This is a genomic window from Anaerococcus sp. HMSC065G05, assembly GCF_001812365.1.
Classification (GTDB): Bacteria; Bacillota; Clostridia; order Tissierellales; family Peptoniphilaceae; genus Anaerococcus; species Anaerococcus vaginalis.
Window position 1 is genome coordinate 21972 of sequence record NZ_KV808714.1, and the last position, 21670, is coordinate 43641.

Annotated in this window: 23 protein-coding genes and 3 tRNA genes; 4 read left to right on the top strand and 22 right to left on the bottom strand. The window is 29.7% G+C overall.

What is annotated here, in order from left to right:
- The 5 genes from HMPREF2852_RS09805 to srtB form a co-directional block, all read right to left on the bottom strand.
- Window positions 1-3693: InlB B-repeat-containing protein (locus tag HMPREF2852_RS09805; protein ID WP_070606595.1), on the bottom strand; the 3693-nt coding region annotated here is incomplete at its 3' end.
- Between the two features lie 455 nt (window positions 3694-4148).
- Window positions 4149-5765, bottom strand: coding sequence for a chaperonin GroEL (gene groL / locus HMPREF2852_RS05745; protein ID WP_070606597.1), 1617 nt, complete (start codon window positions 5763-5765; stop codon window positions 4149-4151).
- A gap of 9 nt (window positions 5766-5774) precedes the next feature.
- On the bottom strand, window positions 5775-6056 hold the full coding sequence (locus HMPREF2852_RS05750; RefSeq protein ID WP_004816894.1) for a co-chaperone GroES: 282 nt from the start codon (window positions 6054-6056) through the stop codon (window positions 5775-5777).
- 83 nt (window positions 6057-6139) lie between these two features.
- Window positions 6140-7045, bottom strand: coding sequence for a DNA-3-methyladenine glycosylase family protein (locus tag HMPREF2852_RS05755; protein WP_070606600.1), 906 nt, complete (start codon window positions 7043-7045; stop codon window positions 6140-6142).
- An 8-nt stretch (window positions 7046-7053) separates the two neighbouring features.
- Window positions 7054-7824, bottom strand: coding sequence for a class B sortase (srtB, locus tag HMPREF2852_RS05760; RefSeq protein ID WP_070606603.1), 771 nt, complete (start codon window positions 7822-7824; stop codon window positions 7054-7056).
- Window positions 7825-7905: 81 nt separating this feature from the next.
- Between srtB and HMPREF2852_RS05765 the strand changes: the two genes are divergently transcribed.
- Both HMPREF2852_RS05765 and HMPREF2852_RS05770 read left to right on the top strand, forming a co-directional pair.
- Window positions 7906-8136 carry a glutaredoxin family protein gene (locus HMPREF2852_RS05765; protein WP_004837992.1) on the top strand — a complete coding sequence of 77 codons (231 nt, stop codon included), beginning with the start codon at window positions 7906-7908 and terminating at the stop codon, window positions 8134-8136.
- Window positions 8137-8230: 94 nt separating this feature from the next.
- A complete protein-coding gene (locus HMPREF2852_RS05770; RefSeq protein WP_070606606.1) occupies window positions 8231-9049 on the top strand; it encodes a Cof-type HAD-IIB family hydrolase in 819 nt (272 codons plus the stop codon).
- Between the two features lie 46 nt (window positions 9050-9095).
- Here the strand turns inward: HMPREF2852_RS05770 and HMPREF2852_RS05775 are convergent, their stop codons facing one another.
- The 11 genes from HMPREF2852_RS05775 to HMPREF2852_RS05820 all read right to left on the bottom strand — a co-directional run bounded on the left by HMPREF2852_RS05775 (window position 9096) and on the right by HMPREF2852_RS05820 (window position 14999).
- A complete protein-coding gene (locus HMPREF2852_RS05775) occupies window positions 9096-9329 on the bottom strand; it encodes a hypothetical protein (RefSeq protein ID WP_004837990.1) in 234 nt (77 codons plus the stop codon).
- A 10-nt stretch (window positions 9330-9339) separates the two neighbouring features.
- On the bottom strand, window positions 9340-9513 hold the full coding sequence (locus HMPREF2852_RS09810; protein ID WP_004837988.1) for a hypothetical protein: 174 nt from the start codon (window positions 9511-9513) through the stop codon (window positions 9340-9342).
- A gap of 162 nt (window positions 9514-9675) precedes the next feature.
- Window positions 9676-10377 (bottom strand): aldose epimerase family protein, encoded by a 702-nt coding sequence (locus HMPREF2852_RS05780; protein WP_070606610.1) that lies wholly within the window; start codon window positions 10375-10377, stop codon window positions 9676-9678.
- Between the two features lie 49 nt (window positions 10378-10426).
- Window positions 10427-10912: a ferritin gene (locus HMPREF2852_RS05785; protein ID WP_019118293.1), complete on the bottom strand. Its 486-nt coding sequence runs from the start codon at window positions 10910-10912 to the stop codon at window positions 10427-10429.
- The gene (locus HMPREF2852_RS05790; protein ID WP_004837984.1) at window positions 10912-11205 is read right to left on the bottom strand and encodes a hypothetical protein; all 294 of its coding nucleotides are present in this window, start codon (window positions 11203-11205) and stop codon (window positions 10912-10914) included. Before HMPREF2852_RS05790 ends, HMPREF2852_RS05785 begins: the two co-directional genes overlap by 1 nt.
- 49 nt (window positions 11206-11254) lie before the next feature.
- Complete coding sequence (locus HMPREF2852_RS05795; RefSeq protein ID WP_070606613.1) at window positions 11255-11884, bottom strand: epoxyqueuosine reductase QueH; 630 nt, start codon at window positions 11882-11884, stop codon at window positions 11255-11257.
- Between the two features lie 6 nt (window positions 11885-11890).
- A complete protein-coding gene (locus HMPREF2852_RS05800) occupies window positions 11891-12445 on the bottom strand; it encodes a chromate transporter (protein WP_070606616.1) in 555 nt (184 codons plus the stop codon).
- Window positions 12439-12996 (bottom strand): chromate transporter, encoded by a 558-nt coding sequence (locus tag HMPREF2852_RS05805; protein WP_070606619.1) that lies wholly within the window; start codon window positions 12994-12996, stop codon window positions 12439-12441. The genes HMPREF2852_RS05800 and HMPREF2852_RS05805 overlap by 7 nt, the downstream gene beginning before the upstream one ends.
- Before the next feature lie 481 nt (window positions 12997-13477).
- Window positions 13478-13870, bottom strand: coding sequence for a 30S ribosomal protein S9 (gene rpsI / locus HMPREF2852_RS05810; RefSeq protein ID WP_004837979.1), 393 nt, complete (start codon window positions 13868-13870; stop codon window positions 13478-13480).
- 11 nt (window positions 13871-13881) lie between these two features.
- Complete coding sequence (gene rplM / locus HMPREF2852_RS05815) at window positions 13882-14322, bottom strand: 50S ribosomal protein L13 (protein WP_004837978.1); 441 nt, start codon at window positions 14320-14322, stop codon at window positions 13882-13884.
- Between the two features lie 212 nt (window positions 14323-14534).
- Entirely contained in the window at window positions 14535-14999 is a 465-nt protein-coding gene (locus HMPREF2852_RS05820; protein ID WP_070606622.1) for a DUF6568 family protein, read from the bottom strand.
- A gap of 91 nt (window positions 15000-15090) precedes the next feature.
- Here HMPREF2852_RS05820 and HMPREF2852_RS05825 point away from each other — a divergent pair, with 91 nt between their 5' ends.
- Complete coding sequence (locus HMPREF2852_RS05825) at window positions 15091-15975, top strand: helix-turn-helix domain-containing protein (RefSeq protein ID WP_261668156.1); 885 nt, start codon at window positions 15091-15093, stop codon at window positions 15973-15975.
- A 94-nt stretch (window positions 15976-16069) separates the two neighbouring features.
- Here the strand turns inward: HMPREF2852_RS05825 and thiD are convergent, their stop codons facing one another.
- Window positions 16070-16879 (bottom strand): bifunctional hydroxymethylpyrimidine kinase/phosphomethylpyrimidine kinase, encoded by an 810-nt coding sequence (gene thiD / locus HMPREF2852_RS05830; RefSeq protein ID WP_070606627.1) that lies wholly within the window; start codon window positions 16877-16879, stop codon window positions 16070-16072.
- Between the two features lie 277 nt (window positions 16880-17156).
- Here thiD and HMPREF2852_RS05835 point away from each other — a divergent pair, with 277 nt between their 5' ends.
- Entirely contained in the window at window positions 17157-17840 is a 684-nt protein-coding gene (locus tag HMPREF2852_RS05835; RefSeq protein ID WP_070606630.1) for a DUF554 domain-containing protein, read from the top strand.
- Window positions 17841-17892: 52 nt separating this feature from the next.
- Here the strand turns inward: HMPREF2852_RS05835 and HMPREF2852_RS05840 are convergent, their stop codons facing one another.
- From HMPREF2852_RS05840 to HMPREF2852_RS05860, 5 genes are all read right to left on the bottom strand, one after another.
- Entirely contained in the window at window positions 17893-19353 is a 1461-nt protein-coding gene (locus HMPREF2852_RS05840; RefSeq protein ID WP_070606633.1) for a TrkH family potassium uptake protein, read from the bottom strand.
- Between the two features lie 2 nt (window positions 19354-19355).
- A complete protein-coding gene (trkA, locus tag HMPREF2852_RS05845) occupies window positions 19356-20723 on the bottom strand; it encodes a Trk system potassium transporter TrkA (RefSeq protein WP_019118301.1) in 1368 nt (455 codons plus the stop codon).
- Between the two features lie 518 nt (window positions 20724-21241).
- Window positions 21242-21318 (bottom strand) — tRNA-Ile (locus tag HMPREF2852_RS05850).
- Window positions 21319-21383: 65 nt separating this feature from the next.
- Window positions 21384-21460 (bottom strand) — tRNA-Ile (locus HMPREF2852_RS05855).
- Window positions 21461-21476: 16 nt separating this feature from the next.
- Window positions 21477-21552: transfer RNA gene (locus HMPREF2852_RS05860), tRNA-Trp, on the bottom strand.
- Window positions 21553-21670 lie beyond the last annotated feature (118 nt).

Genomic DNA, 21670 nt, shown 5'->3' on the forward strand with positions numbered 1-21670 from the left:
CTTATCGTATGATTTGAATGTCCAAGTTCCTTTGTTTTTATCATCTCTAAATGTAGCGTCATCGCCTGTTGGAACTGGGGATGTTACTGTATTACCTTTGACTTTTCCTGTTACTTCTTTTGGTGCTTTCGCTTTTAATGCTTCTGGTAATTCTTTACCTTCTGTTCCACTAACGTATTCATAAGTTACTTTGTGTTTGTTTGGTGTGAATTTCCATGTTCCTTCGAATGTTACATCAGCTCCGTTTACTTTTGCGTCAACATCTTTTGTATCTGGATTTTGATCTTTGAAGCCTTCGAATTTCCAAACACCGTCATTTGTTTTGTCTTCTACGTTTTCTGGATTTTTTAATTCTCCTGGGGTTGTTGTTTTGCCATCTTCTGCTTTTTTATCGTCTGGAAGTTGAGAATAGACAGCTATTTTAATATCAGCTGGCATTTCTTTTATTGGAGAATCTTTTGCAACTTTAAATTCGTGTGTTACATTAAATTCGTTAGGTGCATCTTTTACAAAATTAGCTGTAAAGGTTAAAGGTTCTGTGATTACTGCTTGTTTTAATTGTTCTTCAGTAATTTTTTCTCCCACTGGAATTTTTGTTCCATCATTTAGTGTAATTTCTTTATCTGCTGTCCAATGGCTAAATTTATATCCTTCTTTTGCTTTTGTTTCGGTTCCTTTTGGATTTGATTTAAGTTCAACTTCTTCTTTTGTATTATCTACAAAGTTTTCATCTTCCTTAACTTGTCCATTACCATCAGTTGTGTAATTGATGATAGGAGCCCAGATAGCATAGATATAATTATTTTTGCTTTCATCTAAACTATTTACAGTAACTTCATCATCTTTTTGGAATTCAGCTTTTGTTGCGTTTTTATCTCTATTCCATCCCTTAAATACATAACCTTCACGGGTGTAATTAATTTTTTCGCCTTCGCCGTTTCCTAAGACTTTATGAGAATCATTTGTAATGATTTCTTCAACTACATATTGGTCGCCAACTCCACCGTTTGCATCATAGGTTACTTTTGTAGTTGGTAGATCTGGAATTTCTTTCCATTGAGCATATAAAGTTTTACTTTTATCCATTAGGACAGTTTCGCTTGGTAGAATTAGTCCGCTAGAACCATCTTTTGTTTCACTCCAACCTACGAAAACTTTTTTGCCACCATTTACTTTAACATTTCCTACATCTGTTGCTTGTGCTTTGGCATCTTTGATATAAGAGTTTGAATCTGTTGGAGCTTTTCCTTCAACTTTGTCAGTAGCCGGTAAGTTCAAATCATATTTTAATTCTAAATAATCATATTTCCACTTAGCATATAAGTGAGTATCATTATTTTTAATTGGTTTGTGAAGATTTGCTTTTACAAATCTACCATTTTTATTTTTCTCATACCAACCCAAAAATTCTGTTGCGTCTTTTGGCTTAACTGGTTGAGGGAAATTCTCTTCGCTAACTTTGGCATCTTTATATTTTCCATCATAAAGAGTGTCATCTTCAGGAATTTCTGTTATTTTTTCTATATCTTTTTCATAGTCATCTTGGTTGGTGTGGAAGGTTACTTCGTATTGACGAGAATCCCATTTTGCATAGACTGTAATGTCATGAGCAGGCATTTTTGCTCCATCTTCATGTTTGTGTTCTACGCTAAATGATGAGTCTTCATACCAACCCATAAATACTTGATTAGGATTGTCAGGATTTTTGGTTTCTCCTATTTTATAATCAAGTCCAAAATCGCTTGTATCAGCTTCATATTTGTAAGGATTTGAAGCTAATTTCTTATTTCCAGAGTAATAAATTATATTATAAGTTTTGCGTTTGTAGAATAAGAAACCTACATAAGAACCATTATCTATATATTTTGTTCCTGTGTAATTAAAATATCCACCATAACCTTTTGGAGTAAACATATAATCTCTAAAGGCAGGATTATTTACATTTACTGATTGCAAACCATCAGCTGACATATCTCCAGTTTTAGGTTGGAATCCTTTTATGTCATCTACATGGTCAGTCTCATCTACCCAAGTATTTGTTTTACTAGCCCACATACCATCACTAGGTTCAAATACTCTGTAATTTCTTCCGTAGTAAGTGACATAATGTTCTGTATTTTCGAATTTTACTCTATCGCCTATTTCTTTCATGGTGCCAAGAGTAGCTTTCAATTGGTCTAGTGATCCGCTATTTATTTGTGCATTAAATTTACTTGGATCCCATTCAACAAAACGCAATTGGAATCCTTGACCTTTAGCATAAACTCTATACATATAAACATCTTTATCACCCATTACCGGGGCTTTAGTATAGAAAGATCCTATGCTTTTATCCTTGTAATAAATATAATCTTTATTTAGCTTGTCAAACCATGTTTCAGAACTTTGACCGTAACGCAAATCTACGTGAATATTTCCGTTTTCATCTGTAGCATTGACCCAATTAGCTTGATAATAACTAGTTCCACTTGCATTTTTATAGACCCATATAGTATGAACATTTCTATCCATATAGACAGGCACAACTGTACTGCCATCAGCTTTTATTGTTTCAAAAGCTTGTTTTGTTTTTTCTTCGTTTAAATGGAAGCCTAAATAATCTAGGGTTTGAGGATTAGTATAGGTGTGATCCATTTGTCCATTTTCGTCTTTACTGTTGTAGCTATCATTAAATCTACCATCTTTTTCTGTTAGCTTAGCAATATCTTCAACTATTGGACCAGATGGAGCAACTTTAGGATCTGGATTTTCACTTCCTTTAAAAGGTAGGCTTGTTTTTTCTCCATTAAGTCCTCTTGCTGATATTATTTCATGGAAAGTGTAGCCATCATCATTTATATTTTGGACCATAACTTTAAATTTATAGTCAACTACAACTGGTTTCCATACAGCATAAACATTAATGTCTTTGTCTAACACTAGAGTATTAAGATCAACAGGATCTCCATCTTCTGTCAAAGACCAATGGCTAAATTCATAGCCTGCTCTTGTAGGTTTTTCTGGCATTTTGTCAAGCTTGCCACCATCATCTGCAAGTATTTGATCTTGGAAGCTTGCGCCGTCTCCTGTTATAAATGTTGCCTTGTGTTTAAACTCTGTAATCGCATAAAGTTTAATGTCAGTTTTTCCTGCTGCAATATCTTTTTTCAATGATTCCTCATCATAAACACCAGATTTTCCGTCTTTAGTTTCTGACCAATTTACGAAGTATTTATTAGCATCATAAATTGTAGGATCCACTGGTAGTTTATAAGAACTAGCATCAGTGATGGTGTCAGTCATATAAACTCTATCATTTGTACTGCCACTTATGTAGTAAGTTATTACTACTTGGTTTTTGAAAACTGGGTAAACATTAATTATTTTTTTGTCGTTACCTTTAATCTCTATTGGCGTATCAAATTCAATATCGTTACCTTCTTCATCTTGCCATTTTAATAAAACTTTATCTTTGTCTTTAAATACATGGCCAGGATCAGATATTTCTTTTCCATCAAGAATGATTTGTTTTTGTATTTCTTTAGCTGAATCTTTGTTTTCTATTGTATCATTATAGAAATGATACTCATTGATTCCTTGTTTTGGAGATATTATATTAGCATAACCTAATTTAATACCAGCTAAAACTACAAAAGCAATAGCAATTAATACAGAAAACAAAATCTTTCTTGGATTTTTATTCTCCCTTCTCATAATTCTCCTCTTTTTCATTAGCATAAATCACAAATACAAGTCAAATTTGTGTTTCAGCTAGTTTTTGTAAACGTTTTTTAAAAACATTTAACGTGCAACAATCCTACAAATTTTAAATGAACTGATTGCTACCCCCCCGTATAAATATACTTGTTTTTGAATATTTTTTACAAGGAATTTTTTAAAAATTTTATTAGCTTGTAAAAAATTATTATATTTTGTTCATTTACAAAATTATACCATATTTTTAAACTTTTTTATACTAGATAATTACCTTATTAAAATATTTTTTTGCTTATTATAGTATTGTTAATAAATATAAATCAATTGTAAATTATAATCTTTAAATTTCAAAAAATATTTTTATTTTAATGCTTCAAAAATTATAAATTTAATTTTAAAAATAAAAAAACTCTTGCAAAACAATACTATTGTCTTGCAAGAGCATATTTATATTAATATCCCATTGGCATTTGTGGTGGCATTTCTGGTTTTTCTTCTTTTATATCTGCCACTGCTGCTTCTGTTGTTAAAATCATGCTTGCTATACTTACTGCATTTTCTAGGGCTGATCTTGTTACTTTTGTTGGTTCTACGATTCCTTTTTCAAACATATTTACGTATTCATCATCGTAGGCATCGTAACCGTTGTTTTTATCTGATTTTTTTACATTTTCAAGTACAACTGATCCGTCCATTCCTGCATTTTCTACGATTTGTCTTAGTGGTGCTTCTAGAGCTCTTTCTATTATTTTTGCTCCTGTTTTTTCGTCATTTTCTAATTTTTCTTCTAGAGCTTGAACTTTTTTGATAGCTTCTATTAGAACTGTTCCACCACCTGCAACTATTCCTTCTTCAACTGCAGCTCTTGTTGCTGATAGGGCATCTTCGATTCTGTATTTTTTATCTTGCATTTCTGTTTCTGTTGCAGCTCCTACATTTATTACTGCAACTCCGCCTGCAAGTTTTGCTACTCTTTCTTGGTATTTTTCTTTGTCGTATTCTGAGTCACTTGCTTCGATTTGACCTTTGATTTTTTCTACTCTTTCAGCTAGGGCTTCTTTGTCGCCTTTTCCTTCTACAATTACTGTGTGGTCTTTGTCAACTTTAACTTTTTTAGCTGATCCAAGATCTTCTATTGTAGCTTCTTTTAATTCCATTGATAGGTCTTCTGAAATTACTTTTGAGCCTGTAAGAATTGCTATATCTTCTAGCATTTCTTTTCTTCTATCTCCATAGCCTGGTGCTTTTACTGCAACTACGTTGAAGGTTCCTCTTAATTTGTTTAGAACAAGTGTTGTTAAAGCTTCTCCGTCTACATCATCTGCAATTATTAAAAGTGGTTTTGATGATTGAACAATTTCTTCAAGAAGTGGTAGGATTTCTTGGATACTTGAGATTTTTTTGTCTGTTACAAGTATATATGGATCGTCAAGGTCTGCTACCATTTTTTCGTTGTCGGTTGCCATATATGGGGATAAATATCCCTTGTCAAATTGCATTCCTTCTACTACGTCAAGGTAGGTGTCGGTTGTTTTGGATTCTTCTACTGTGATTACCCCATCATTTCCTACTTTTTCCATAGCATCTGCAATAAATTTACCTATTTCTGGATCTGCTGATGAGATTGTTCCTACTTGTTCGATTGCTTTTTTATCTTCTACTTCTTTTGAAGATTCTTTGATGTAAGATACAACTTCACTACTTGCTTTTTTAAGTCCCTTATTTAAAACTACTGGATTTGCTCCTGCAGCTAAGTTTTTAAGTCCTTCTTTTATAATCGCTTGAGCAAGAACTGTTGCTGTTGTTGTTCCATCTCCTGCCACATCATTTGTTTTTGTTGCAACTTCTTTTACAAGTTGAGCTCCCATATTTTCAAACCTATCTTCAAGTTCGATTTCTTGGGCAATTGTTACACCATCGTTTGTGATTGTTGGTGCTCCGTATGATTTATCTAAAACTACATTTCTTCCTTTTGGTCCAAGAGTAACTTTTACAGCATTTGCTAATTTATCAATTCCTCTTTCAAGACCATCTCTTGCGCTTTTTCCATAATTTATATCTTTTGCCATAATTTTCTCCTATTCTACTACTGCTAATACGTCTTTGTATGCTAAAACTACGTAATTTTCGCCGTCAATTTTTACATCAGTTCCTGCATATTGAGAATAAATTACCTTATCTCCTTCTTTTAAGGAATCTTTTTTGTCTTGGTCATTTAAAATATCATTGCTAATTGCAACAACTTCTGCGTATTGTGGTTTTTCTTGTGCAGATTCTGGTAAAACTATGCCAGATTGGGTTTTCTTTTCTGCTTCTAATTTTTTTATAACTACTCTTTCACCGATTGGTTTTAAGTTCATTTTATTTCCTCCTTTTAGCACTCTTTGTCTTTGACTGCTAAGCTCTAATTTAAATATACAAGTAATTTAAAATAATGCAAGTTTTATTTGCCGATTGAATTTTCTCTGCCATAATAGAACAAATATTGTTGGACATAACCTGCATTTTCTCCAAAATATTTATCAGCGTAGGCAGAAATTTGTTTTTTTGGAACTTCTTCTTTTATAAATAAAAATTCCATAACTCTTTTTATCCAAACATCAACCGGGAAAGTTTCTCTTTTGTGAAAGGCAAAAAGCATTATACAATCGGCAACTTTTGGTCCAACTCCAGGAAGTTCTTGGAGTTTTTTCCTTAAATCTTCTGTAGGCATTTTTATATCTTTTTCAAAATCAAAAAATCCTTCATTAATTATTTTTGCCGTTTCAACTATTCTTTTATCACGAAAACCAACTCTTGCCTTTTCTCTTAAATCTTCTGGCCTTGCTTTGGATAAATTTTCTGGACTTGGGAAAGAATAATATTTTCTTCCTTTATATTCTCCAATATAATCCCCATACATTTCAGAAATTATTCTCACAGCTTTTTTAATTCTTGGGATTTGGTTGTTGGCTGAAATTATAAAAGAAATTAGGGTTTCAAAAAATTCTTGATTTAATATTCTAATTCCCGCCCCATATTCTGTAGCCTCTTTTAGGGTATCATCTAGAGAAATTTTTTCTTTTATATCTTCATAATTTACACCAAGGTCAAAATAATCGTAGAAAATATCATAAAATTCTTCTTCACTTACATTGTCTATAATTATTTTTTCCCCTTCTTTTTTGAGATTTATAATTTTTCCCAAAAAAACTGCAGTAAATGATCCATCTTCTTCCTCAAAAAAATTAAAACATTGGCCGCAGGTAAAAATATCTTTTGGGTCAAAAGATTCATGATAAAAAATCAATTGACCCTTTTCTTCTTTTATGTTTAATTTATTTTTATTTTCTTCTATATATCTATTCATTTTTTTCCTTACTTTATTCTTAGAGCGTGAACTGCAAGTCTTTGGTCTTTGTAATCATATTGACAAGTTGAAAGGGTAATTATGGTATCATCTTCCTTAAAATCACGGGTTTCAAGTTCATTTTCAGAATTTGATTTTAACTTGTCAAAATATTTCAATTTTTCTTCTTTGTCCTCAAAATCTAAAGTCCTATAATCATAATTTGACGGAATACCATAAGCTGCAAAAACTTGATATTCTCTTAAACCTTCATTTGTTGTAATATATATTGTCCTGTGGCTTTGAGCAAAATCATTTTTTCTGTAGCCATCAAGACCTGTAAACATAGATTTTATATCATCCAAATGATGTCCATATATTACACTATTGTCATCATTGATTTTAGGATCATTCATGTAATCCATAAAAATAGAACCAGCTATATCATAATTTTTGTCAATTCCTTTTCTCAAATAAAAATTATTATCTTTGGCTTGGAAGATTGGATAAGAAATATAAGTTCCAGGAATTTCCAAAAAAGCTACAATATCCGAATTTTCTTTTTGCAATTTTTTCAAAATAGCCATATATTTCTTTTCTAATTTTTCAAAATCATTTAAATTATCATTTGAGCCATTTTCACTTTGATCTTTCTCAACATTTTTTACTATATCTGATATATGTTTGTTATTCTTATAATTTTTATAATAGTCATATCCCCTTCTACCAAGAAGGAATAAACATACAATTATAACTATAACAAGAATAAGCCTTATAAATTTTAAAATCTTATCTTTCATTTTTTCACCTTTAAAACTTCCTTTCTATTAGTATAATAATATAAATTGGAAAAATTTTGAAATTTATTTTAAGGAGAATATATGTCAGAATATAAATTGTTTGTAGGAACAGCTTGTCCTCACTGCAGGAAAGTTGAAAATTTTATGGAAGAAAATAATATAGAAATTCAAATAGTAAATATAAACGAAGATAGAGACGCTATGAAAGAATTAATCGAAAAAGGCGGCAAAAGACAAGTACCATGCCTTTTCCATGATGGAGAATACATGTACGAATCAAATGATATAATTGAATTTTTAAAAAATAAATAAATTTTTAGGCGTGTGTTTTTAATGCACGTTTTTTTATATTTGAAAATTACAGAATAAAAAAAGACTTTGGGTATAAAGTTAGAAAGGAGAGTTTATGATAAAATTAATAGCAACAGATTGCGACGAAACCCTCTTATCAGACGATAAGACCATTCACAAAAGAAATATAGACGCTATAAAAAAAGCCCAGGAAATAGGAATAATAATTACAACAGCAACAGGTCGTGGCCCCTACCAACTATTTGATATACTAGAGCAAATCGATAATGTAAAAGAAGATAGATTTTCAATCCTTTGTAATGGCGGGATAATAATGGACAATGTAACAAAAAAAGTTGTAGAAGCATCCCCAATAGATTACAAAAAAGCAGTTGAAATTTCAGATTATTGCAACGAAGTAGGAGTACATTTTGAAATTTATACCGATAAACACTGCTATGTTTTTGCAAACGGAAACGAGGTAGAGGGAAATTATGACAAAAATATCTACAAATTTGTCCAAAAAGCAAAAGACATTAAAAATCTAGACAAAGAAATAATAGTAAAAGTAATAATAAAAAATTCCAACCTAAACTATCTAATGAGCCTAGAAGAAGATATAGCAAGAATATGTAATTGGGATATTTCAATATCCTACTCATCAGATACCTTCATGGAAATAAACAGAAAAAATGTAAACAAGGCAAAAGCCCTAGAAAAATTGTGCGCTCACTATGGAATAGGAATGGAAAACGTCCTAACAATAGGAGATAATTACAACGACAAAGAAATGCTAGAAGAAGCAGGCTATTCCGCAGCAGTCCAAAACGCCCATCTTTTATTAAAAGACATATCAAAATACACAACAAAAGCAACAAACAACCAAGGCGCAGTAGGCGAGGCGATAGAAAAATTTGTTTTTAATGAAATATAAATTTAAAAAAATACCCCAAAATCTTTTTTTGATTTTGGGATATTTTTTACCACACAGACTTTTCTTTTAGGAAAAATTTGTAGATAGCGTATCCTATTGCTGATAATATTCCTAGAGGAATTATTAAAAGTAAGATTGGGATAAGGATTAGTCCTCCTCCTATAAAAACTGGTATTAGTAGGGCAAATATTATTGAAAATATTATTTTTAATATTTTAAATCCTAGTATTATGCCTAAAATTCCTAGGATTATTTTTATAATTTGATTTTTATCTTTCATTTTTTTACCTTTATCTAAATATGTCTTCTTTTTTTATCAAAACTTTGTATAGGAAATATATAACAAATAAGGGTATTACTACTGACCAAATTATTTTTATTGCTACTCCCAAAAGTTTTAATATAATCGTTGCTATTATGGCTAATACAAAAACTCTTAGTACTCTTTCTGCTTGTTGGTTCATAATTTCCTCCCATCTTATTTTTATTATACTTCCTTTTTATATTTTTCAAGTTTTATTTTAATTTATTTAATTTTTTGCTTTGATTTTATTGATTTATATTTATTTTTGTTATAAATCTTTATTTTATCCATTTTTTCAAAAATAAAAAAATAGCCTAGCTGGCTATTTTTCTTTTATTGTTATTGTGAAATTTTCTTTGAATTTTTCTTTTGCTTTTAGGATATAGGGATTGTTTATTTTTTTTGTAAAACTTGGACCATTTAAGCAAGGTTCTAGACACAAATAATCTCCATAAAAATCTGTCCAAATTGCAAATTCTTGGAAATTATTATTTTCTATATCTATATTATAGTATTTGCTTTCTATGCTTGCTTTTTTTTCTTTTAAAAAATATGTTTTTTCTAAATCTATTTTTTCTAAGTCTAGATTTTTTATTTTAAAATTTTTGTCTACGTAAAAATATGGATGAAAGCCGGGAGCTATTGGTAAATTTTCATTTGAATTATTTATTATTTCTATCTCTACCAATAGCGATCTATCTATTAATTTGTATTTTATATAATAGATGGATTTTTCGTATTCTCCTTTGCCTTCTAATTTTAATTTTACTGAATTTTCTGTTTTTTCTTCTATATCCCAAAATGAAATTCTTCCAAATCCATGTTGGTCTAATTTTTTTATTTCACTTTTTCCAAAATTTGGAAGACATGGATGCATGCCGCCTCTTGTTTTTAATTCGTTTTTGATTTTTATAAGAAGTTTCGGGAAAAATATAGGCTTTTTTTCTTTGGTAAATTTTTCTATGTAGGCCCCATAGGTATTTACTGTAAGCTCCATATTTTTTTCTTTTAAATTTATTTTCATATTATTTTTTCTTACAAAAAAAGACCAAGCTTAAACTTGGCCTTATTTTTTATCCCCTGTGTGCAAGTTGGCCATCAAGTAGGTAAAGGCCACCGTAATTTCCATTAATTCTTTCAAGTCTTGTGATTAGTTTGTTGAATGTATCTTCTTCTTCGATTTGTTCATCAACATACCATTGGATAAATGAAATTACTCTTTCATCTCCTTCTTCTCTTGCAGCTTTTGCTATTTCGTGAATTCTTTTTGTAACTTCTTTTTCGTGTGCTAAAGCTTGTTTTGCAACGTCTAGAAGATCTTTGAATTCTGTATTTGGTGCTTCTAGTGTTTTATAAACTGGTTTGTATCCTACTTCTTGTAAGAATTTGGTCATTTTTTCTGCATGTTCAATTTCTTCCCTAACTTGATGACCATACCAATGTGCAAATCCTTCGAATTCTTCATCATCAGCATATATTTGCATTGCTTTGTATTCATAAGCTGATTGTAATTCAAAATTCATTTGTTCATTAATCATATCTAGTAATTTTTCACTCATTATTTTCCTCCTAAATAATTATCATACAATATATATACCCCATATATCATAAAATCATTTTTTATCAATTCTTTTATTACTTCTGTTATATTTGAAGAGAATAATTCTAAGGTAATTGAAGATTTTTTTATCCCTAGTTTTTTATTTTCGACTAATTTTTTATCTTTCAAAACATTAAAAATATTTACAAGCTTGTCTTTATCGCTTATATTTGTTTGAAATGTTACAGGTATTAGACTTTTACTATTTAATTGGTCTTCATTTAAATTTTTTATCAGTAATACATCAGCCATAATTATCTCTCCTTATATAAAATTACCCAAAGTAAGATAAAAATAACATTTATTTTTCGTGTTTTTTCTCCTGCATTTCTTTAAATGAAAATACACAACCACAATAATCTTGCCTATATAAATTATATTTTTTTGAAAGGTCTATCGAATCCTTATAGCCATTTTTCTTCTTAAAGTCTGAATACAAATATTTTATCCCATATTTTTCCTCTAATTTTTCTCCAATTTCATTAAGCCAAGTTGAATTTTTGTAAGGAGAAATCGAAAGAGTTGTCGTAAAATAATCATAAGAATTTTCTTTGGCATACTTGGCAGATTTTTCAAGCCTTAATTGGTAACACTTATAACAAGAATCTCCGCCTTCGTGATCATTTTTTCGATTTTCCACAAATTTATAAAAATCTTCTGGATTATTTTCTGGGAAAATAACCTTTGAATCAAGATTCATTTCATCCACAAGCTCTTTTACAGTTTCAACTCTTTTGTTAAGCTCATTTACCGGATAAATATTTGGATTATAATAGTAAATATCTATATCAAAATATTCTCTCAAACGTGTTAAAACACTTGAAGAACACGGAGCACAGCAAACTTGAAGTAAAAGTCTTGGTCTTTTACCCTCTTTTTTTATACTTTTAATTATCTCTTCCATTTTCAAATTATAATTAATTTTTCCCATAAAACCTCACAAAATCAAATTTATACAAAGATATATAAAACCAGAACCAAGCATCAAAATTATAGGGTCGATTTTTGTCTTTCTAATAGCCAAAAGCATCAAAAAAAACAAAATAACCATACTACTATCAAGATTTTCAAAAGAAATTTTATTTACATCAAAAAAAGCAGTTTTTAATATATAAATTCCAGCCGCCAAAATCATAGACACAACAGCAGGTCTCAAAAACCCCAAAACACTTTGCATCGTATCAAGATTTCTATACTTATTATAAAAATAAGAAATAGTTCCTACAATTATAAAAGAAGGAGTCACACAGCCAAGACTTGCAACAATTGCCCCACTTAAACCATAAACCCTTGTACCAACAAAAGATGCAGAATTAATAGCAATCGGTCCTGGAGTCATTTGACTGATTGTAATTAAATTATTAAATTCACTTATACTAAGCCAAGAATTTAAATTCACAACCTCTTCTTGAATAAGAGGAAGAGCAGCATAGCCACCTCCAAAAGAAAAAAGTCCGACCTTAAAAAAACTTATAAATAATTTAATTAACATATTTTTTTCCTTTCAACAAAAGAGTAAATAATACCAAACAAAATAAGTCCAGTGATAATATAAATAATATTTACATCAAAGAAAACATTCAAGACAAAAGAAATAAAAAATATTCCATAAATTAAAAATCCCTTGCCAATAATTACATCTTTTGACATATCAATCACAACATTTATAATCAAAGCCCCAACGCCCGCTTGCATTCCTTTTAAAATCAAAGCAATATATTTATTAGAAATAAAAGCATTATAAAAATAAGAAATTACAGAAATAATTACAAGAGGCGGAATAAGAGTCCCCAAAGTTGCAACCAAAGCACCAACAAAACCAAATAATTTATAACCAACAGAAATTGATGCGTTAATAGCCACAGCCCCAGGAGAAGATTGAGCAATAGCCGTCATATCAAGCATCTCTTCCTTATTAATCCATCCCAATTTTTTTACAAAAGTAGATTCCATCAAAGATAAAATTACATAGCCACCACCAAAAGTAAAGGCAGACAAATAAAGTGTGTGCAAAAATAATTTAAATAACTTTTTAAAATCCATACTAAAGTCCTTTCTCCTTACATTTTACTATAGATTTTTTTGAGTGAAAATTTTTGAAAATAAATATATAATTTCTTTTCCAAAAAAATAATTTTTCCCACAAAAAACAAGGAATAAAAATTCCTTGTCATACTGTTGCCAAAGTATACAAATCCTCATGCTAAGAATATCATACGGAAAAAATTGATTTGATTTCAAATTTAAAAATTCGTTAAAAATCGCACTGTTCGAGCGTTAGCGAGTTTGCGATTTTAGAATTTTAAAATTTAGAAATCAACAATTTTTGGAGTCAGATATTCGTGCTTGAGGGTTTGTCTACGCTCCGAATTTATTTTATAAAATAAATTAATTAAATCTTTTACTTTTATTTGGCAAGTCTAAATTAAAATTATTTTACTAACAAAATCCCTTTTTAAAATTATCTTTTGATTTTTCCCACAAAAAAACAAGGAATAAAAATTCCTTGTTTGTAAAATACTTCTTATCTTTTTGAGAATTGTGAAGATTTTCTTGCTTTCTTTTGACCGTATTTGTATCTTTCTTTTTTTCTTGGGTCTCTTGTAAGAAAACCTGCTCTTTTAAGAGCTTGTCTATAATCAGGATTTACTTCTAGTAAAGCTCTTGCTATAGCGTGTCTGATTGCTCCAGCTTGTCCGTTAAATCCTCCACCTTGTACATTAACTTTAATGTCATAAGTTGATTCATTTTCTGTTAATTTTAATGGTGCTTTTGCTATGATTTTTAATGTATCATAAGAAAAATAATCATCAAGATCTCTTCCATTAACTTTTAATTCTCCGCTACCTGGTTTCATTGTAACTCTTGCTACTGAAGTTTTTCTTCTACCTGTAGCTTGATATATAATATCTGCCATCTAAGTCCTCCTTACTTTAAGTCCAAAACTTCTGGGTTTTGAGCTTCGTGATTGTGATTTTCACCTACATAAACCCTAAGTTTTTTGGCCATTTGTCTACCTAATTTGTTGTGTGGAAGCATACCTACTACAGCATGTTCTACAATTCTTTCTGGATGTTTGTCCATCATATCTTGGTAAGTTGTAGTTTTTAATCCACCTGCATATCCAGAATATCTTTTGTATTCTTTTTGGTATTCTTTGTTTCCAGTAAGAACGACTTTTTCAGCATTTACTACTATTACATAGTCACCTGTGTCCATGTTTGGAGTAAATGTTGGTTTGTGTTTTCCTCTAATAATTGCTGCAACTTGGCTTGCAAGTCTACCTAAAACCATGTCAGTTGCATCAACTACATACCATTTTGGTTCAATTGTTGACTTTGTTGGTACATATGTCTTTTGATTTTTCATCAAGTTCCTCCTTAAATATTTTGCCTATCTATTTTGAAACCGCTCGGATAGGTGGCGGCTTTACTCGTCCTGACATTTATTAATCGCCCTCAGGATCTGCGATTATGTCAAAAGTATTAGGAACTTTTTTCATACGAAATTATAATACACCGAAATCGTGTTTTTGTCAAGCTTTTTGTCTATTTTTTCGCCTTTTTAAATTGGAATTTTTTTTATTTCTCCCTATTTTTTACTAACCAATCTTTAAATAATTCGCCCTTATCAATATTTTTTTTGTCAAAAGTTTCAAAACTACCATCTTCTTTTACCAATACCATATAAGGCACTTGATCTATTTGATATTTTTCTAATATTTCATCATAATATTTTGAGTTCTTATATTTATCTGTATCAAAATATTTTATATTTATTTCTTTTTCAAAAGTAATTTCATTGATGACTTTTACAAACAATCGACATGATGATGAGGTTTTTCTTCCTATAAATACAAAACCTTCTAGACTTTTATCATTATTTAGGAATTGTAAGTCTGTTATTTCTTCATATTTCGAAACACTAGACTCATAATTTTTTATTTCTCTTTCTTTTTCAGCTTTCTCTTTGGCTTTCTGACTAAAAATCCCTATAAGTATAAATACTATTAAAGATAAAATAATAATCAAATTCCTTTTTTTCATTTTTTTCTCCTTCGTATTTGATTAACTTAATTATATTATCTATAATAAAATCAAAACAACGGCATATATGGTACATTTGGAGGAAAATATTTTGAAGAATTATGACTTAACAATATTAGCTAAAAAAATCAAAGAAGTTAGAAAAAATAGAAAAATTAGTCAACTAGATTTATCTATTGAAGCTAATATAGACAGAAAAACTATAAGTCGTATAGAAAATGGTATTAATGAGCCTTCTTTTTCTACTCTCTATAAAATATCATATATCTTAAATCACGATTTTATAAAAGACTATTTGAATTCTAGTCTAAAAGATTACTTAATTTTCAATGAAACTTTTGAAAAAATAATTGATAAGGTAGAAAATAAATTGCCTTTTGATGATGAAGAAAAAATAATTATTTATCTCAAAGATTTTACTGATATTGAATTTATCAAAACTTCATGTAAGCAAGTTATTTTATTTCTTAAATCAATGAATGAAGACTTATCAAAATCAGAAGAAAGAGAGATTCTAATAAAAGCTTTAAATTCTTTTACTAATAAATATGATAACTTCAAAATACAATCTTTTTCTATATTTGAATTAAGAATTTTAATGGATATAGGCATGACTTATGCAAATATTGATAACAAAAAATATCTTGATTTACTTAATTTTGTATATGATAATACCAACAAAGACTCATCATTATATCCTATTATCAGCTTAAATTTAGCAAGCGCATATATAATTGTTGAAGATTATGAAAAATGTCCAGAAATAATAAATGATGCTATTTCTTATTTTCTAATTAGAAACAAAATTCCTAATCCTATTTTTTATTTCACAAGAGCTTTGTACAAAAGACTTAAAAATATGGATTATAAAGAAGACTATGACAAGGCGGTTTTAATAGCAAGCCTTGCTAAAAATTATAATTTAATAAATAAATTTGAACAAGCCAAGAGCTATTATGAAAAATATAATACTTGATAAAAAATAAGTTTTGCCTTTTTTATTCTTTAATTTTAATTTGCCAATAAAAAAGGTAAAACTTTTTAACAAAAATACAAAATCAAATCCACTTTTACTTTTCACATAATTTTTTGTAAGAATCTTTTATATCAAAAGCATGGTTCATTGGACCTGAACCTTTGCCCAAATCTAGCATATCCAAAAGAGCGTTTGATAAAAATTCTTTTGCCATTTTTATTGAATTTTCCATATCATAACCTTTTGCAAGGTTAGCTGCAATGGCTGATGACAGGGTACAACCTGTTCCGTGGGTATTTTCATTTTCTATTCTTTTTCCTTTAAACCAAACACCTTTTTTATTCTCATATAAATAATCATTTGCATCATTTATTTTGTGTCCACCTTTTAATAGGCAAGCGCAATTGTATTTTTCAGAGATAATTTTTCCTGCTTTTTGCATATCTTTTTCATCATTTATTTTTATCCCCGATAAAATTTCTCCTTCGGGAATATTTGGTGTTATAAGGTCTGCCAAGGGCAAAAGTTCGTTTTTTAAAACTTTTATTGCATCATCTTTTAATAATTTCGCCCCACTTGTTGCAACCATTACTGGATCTATTACAATATTTTTTGCTTTTTTTTCTTTTAATTTTTCTGCTATTACTAAAATTAAATCAGAATTTGAAACCATTCCAATTTTTACGCTATCTGGGTAAATATCGTCAAATATCATATCAAGCTGGTCTTTTAAAAATTGTGGGCTTGATTCTAAAACCGACAAAACTCCTGTAGTATTTTGGGCTGTTAAGGCAGTAATTGCACTTTCTGCATACACTCCGTTTAAGGTCATAGTTTTTATGTCAGCTTGTATTCCTGCTCCACCTGATGAGTCACTTCCTGCTATAGTCAATCCTATTTTCATAATTTTTCCTTTCTTTTGTTAAAAATGAATATTATTTCATATTTTATTTCTCAAAAAGTCGTAGAAATCTAATTAATAAATCGTTTTTCTCCGATTATTTTTCTATATAAAAATAAAAAAATTTTTATATCAATTAATCTTTTTATAGATTTTTCTTTTATTATGATAGGTCAAAGGCATAATTTTGTCAATTTTCTTTAGCCCTTTTATGGCTTTTTTGCAATTATTTCAGAGCTTTGATATAATTTAACGGAATAATATGTAAAGAAGGTTTTTTATGTTTGCAGTTTTTATTAATGCTATTTCTGTTTTGGTTTTAGGTTTTTTTGGAGCAAAAGCTGGAAATCATTTTTCTGATAGATTAAAAAATGATATGATGAAATTTCTTGCAATTTTGATTATGGTTACTGGGATGAATTCTGCAAGAAAAGGAGATAGTTTAGTCGTAATTATTTCTATAGTTATTGGATTAATTATTGGAAATTATTTAAAATTGGACGATAAATTAAATAATTTTGCTTATTTTTTGGGTAGACTTTTCTCTGAAAACAAAAGATCTACTTTTCCAAAGGCTTTTATCAATGCAACTTTGATTTTGTGTGTTGGTAGCATGGGAATTATCGGCTCAATTGAAGCTGCTGTTAATTCTAACAATGAAATTCTTTTGCTAAAAGCTATGATTGATGGTGTTACTGTATTTTTTATGGCACAAAGTCTGGGACTTGGCGTTGCTTTTGGTGCAATTCCTATTTTAGTTTATCAAGGGCTTATAGTTATTTTATCAGGTCTTATTTCTCCGATTTTAACCAAGGAAATTCTTGATAATATTTCAGGTGTTGGCGGTCTTAGCATAATTGCCATTGGGCTTTCAATGTTGGATTTGGTTGATATTAAAATAGTAAATTCTATTCCTGCTATTTTGATTCCTATTATTTATGGGCTGATCACAACTTTATTTTGATTGATTAAATTAAAAATCCTATTTTGCACTTACACAAAATAGGATTCTTTTTTTATTTATTTCTCAATTTTCTATAGGTTGATGGATACAAAAGCAAAAGCATTGGGAATATTTCTAATCTTCCCAAAAGCATGGCTATGGTTAGAACAAATTTTGATAAATTTGTCATTTCGGCAAAGGTCGTTATTGGTCCAAATGCTCCAAGCCCTGGTCCTACGTTATTGAAAGTTGTTGAAACTGCTGCAAAAGCTGTTTCAAAATCATCCATATCTAATGATACTATCATAAACAAAACAATAAAGATCATTATATATATTACCAAATATTTTAAAACTGACATTTCTGTTTGGGCATCTACTTTTTTTCTATCCATCCTGTTTATTGTTATTTTTTTTGGATTCATAGACTCTTTTATTTGATTAATTCCACCTTTTACAAGAATTACAAATCTTGAAACCTTGAGTCCTCCCGCAGTTGAACCTGCACATCCGCCAATAAACATAAGCATTATTATTACAGATTTAGAAAATAAGGGCCAAGTTCCAAAATCTGCTGAAACATATCCTGTTGTTGTAATTATTGAAGATACGGTAAAAATAGAATTTACAAATGAATAAAAGACCTCTTTATAAATAGTAACTATATTTGCAAAAATAAGTCCTGATGCTATCAAAATAATTGCTATATACCATTTTAGTTCTTCACTTTTTACTGCTTCTCTTACATTTTTTGTCACAGCATAAAAATAAATATTAAAGTTCACTCCAAAAACTGCCATCATAATCGCAAGTACCATTTCTATATATCTTGAATTATATGCACCAATCGAAATTCCTTTATTAGAAAATCCACCGGTTCCCGCAGCTCCAAAAGCGTGAATTATTGATTCAAATAAATTCATTCCACCAAAAAGAAGAAGTATTACTGTAATAATTGTCAAAACTATATACATTCCATACAAATTTCTAGCTGTATCAGAAAGTTTTGGTGTAATTTTACCAAAAGTTGGTCCTGGTACTTCGCTTTGCATCAAAAGAGATGATTCCTTGTTTGAATTTGGTAAAATCGCCAAGGTAAATACCAAAATTCCCATACCACCAACAAAGTGGGACAAAGACCTCCAAAAAATTATAGAATGTGGCAAAAGTTCCACATTAATAGCAACTGATGCACCAGAAGTTGTAAAACCCGATACCATTTCAAAAAAAGCATCTATGTAGCCATTATAATTAGATTTTGTCAAAAACAAAGGTATAGCTCCTATCAAAGAAAACAAAACCCAAGTTGACGCAGTAATAAACATTGCCTCTTTTGTATAAAGATGGGATTTATTATCTCCTCTTTTGCTCAAAACAAATCCCAAAATTAAAGAAACGACAATAGGAATTACAAAATTTATTTTATCCTGAAGGCTTTCGCCATAAATAAAAGCCACAATCAATGGTAAAATCAAAAGCCCAGCAAGAACTATTAAAAGTTTTCCAAGTGAATATTTTACAATTTTTAAATTCATGCCTACTCCAATATATCGTCAATTTCTTTAAAATCTTTATTTTTAGTTACAACCATAACCCTATCGCCAAGTTCAATTGTACTTTCTCCGTTTGCAACTTCGATTTTGCCACCCAAATTTTGTCTTGATATACCAACAATCAAAGTATTGGCCTTTACATTTAAATCTTTCAATTTCTTTCCAGTAACCCTAGAATTTTCAATTACAGTAAAATCAATTGCCTCAACCCTGTCATCAGACAATCTAAACAAATTAGAAATAGATTCTCCCCTAGAATTTTCCTTAGATCTCAAAAGCCTTGAAACAAAAAATGAAGCAGATTTTTTTGGAGTAACAGTCGTATCAACATCAAGAATACCTGTAATTTTAAGAAGTTGAGTCCTATTTACCTTAGCAATGATTTTATCAATCCCTCTTTTTTTAGCAAGAAGAGAAATCAAAATATTTTCCTCATCAATTCCAGTAAGAGCAACAACGGCATCATAATTTTCAATTCTTACCTCATCAAGAATTTCAGGATCAGATCCATCAGCATTGATTACTTCACATTCAGGAAGTCTTTCAGAAAAATCAATCGCCCTTTCCTTATCAATTTCCAAAACAGTAACATTAAAATTTCTTTTAAGCAAAAGCTCAGAAAGATTAAGAGCAATAGAACCCCCACCAATAATCAAAACATTTTTGATAGACTTCTTATTATCAACCTGTCTTTTATAAAATTTATCAATATCTTCCCTAGGACCTGCAACATAAATTTTTTCGCCAACTTCAAGAATATGATTACCATTAGGAATAACAACCTGATCATCTTTCTCCCCAATAACAATAATCGTATTTCCCAAAAGTCCCTCAGCATTAAGATCCATCAAAGACTTATTAGCAAGTTTAGAATTTTCATCAATTTCAAGTTCAATCAAAATAACCTTAGAATCCAAGAAATTTTCCACATTAACAGCATAAGTATATTTCAAAGTCCTTTGAATTTCCTTAGCAGCATAATACTCAGGATTTACAAGCCTATCAACACCCATGGTTTTTCTCATAAATTCATCATATTTAATATATCTAGGATCACGAAGCCTAACGATAGTAGATTTTGCACCCTTTTTCTTAGCAATCATAGACGAAATCAAATTAACATCATCATTAAAAGTCATTGCAATAAAAGCATCACACTCATCCACATTAGCCTCATCAAGAACAGCAAGATCACGACCATCGCCCAAAATCCCCATGACATCATTAGAAGCCAACAATCTTTCCAAAACATCCTTGTTTTTCTCTATAACTAAAATATTGTGCCCCTCATCAGAGAGCTTGCTAGTAAGATAAGAACCAACCTTACCAGCACCTACAATAATAACATTCATAAATCCTCCTAAAGGTAGAAATACCTATTAACATTGTATAATAACTAGAAAAAAAAACAAAGTAAAATTGTCAAAGTTATGGAAAATAAAAAAATATATAATTAAAAAATAGAAAATATTATAACATTAGAATACAGGAAAATTAAAATAACAGATGCTTAAACTAAAAAATAAAAACTTTCGAAATCAAAAATCAATTCATTTAGATTTATCTTTACACGTAAACAAATAAATTTTCAAAATCTATAAATATTAAAATATAAAATCCTTAACCTATCAGCTAAACATTTTAAAATACATATATAAATAGAAAATATTTAAGATCATATAGCCAATAAAAATTAAAAAATACCAAAGACATAATTATAGATAAAAATGTTCTTAATAAAATCACATCAGAAAAATATCATCAACTCTTACCAACACGATTTATTATAGACTCATAAAAATTACAATCCAAATTCAAAAATATATTTTTTCATAAAGAAAAACACCAATCAAAAGATTGGTGTTAAATCTGGTGGGCCTCCAGGGACTCGAACCCTGGACCTACCGGTTATGAGCCGGGCGCTCTAACCGACTGAGCTAGAGGCCCAAACAAAACCTTATAATTTTTAATAAAAAAATTTTATGAAATAAATTCATAATTAGGTTTGTTTTTGGTGGACCTGAGTAGACTCGAACTACCGACCTCACGCTTATCAGGCGTGCGCTCTAACCTGCTGAGCTACAGGTCCATATATAAAATTTAAATGGCAGGGGTTACAGGACTTGAACCCGTGACATCCGGTTTTGGAGACCGACGTTCTACCAACTGAACTAAACCCCTATTAAATCAAATATCCTAAAAAATAAAATAAATGATAATGTCCTAAATATAAAAATCAAATAATTTTCATAAATTAGACGGGATATTTTGGTGCCCAGAGGCGGAATCGAACCACCGA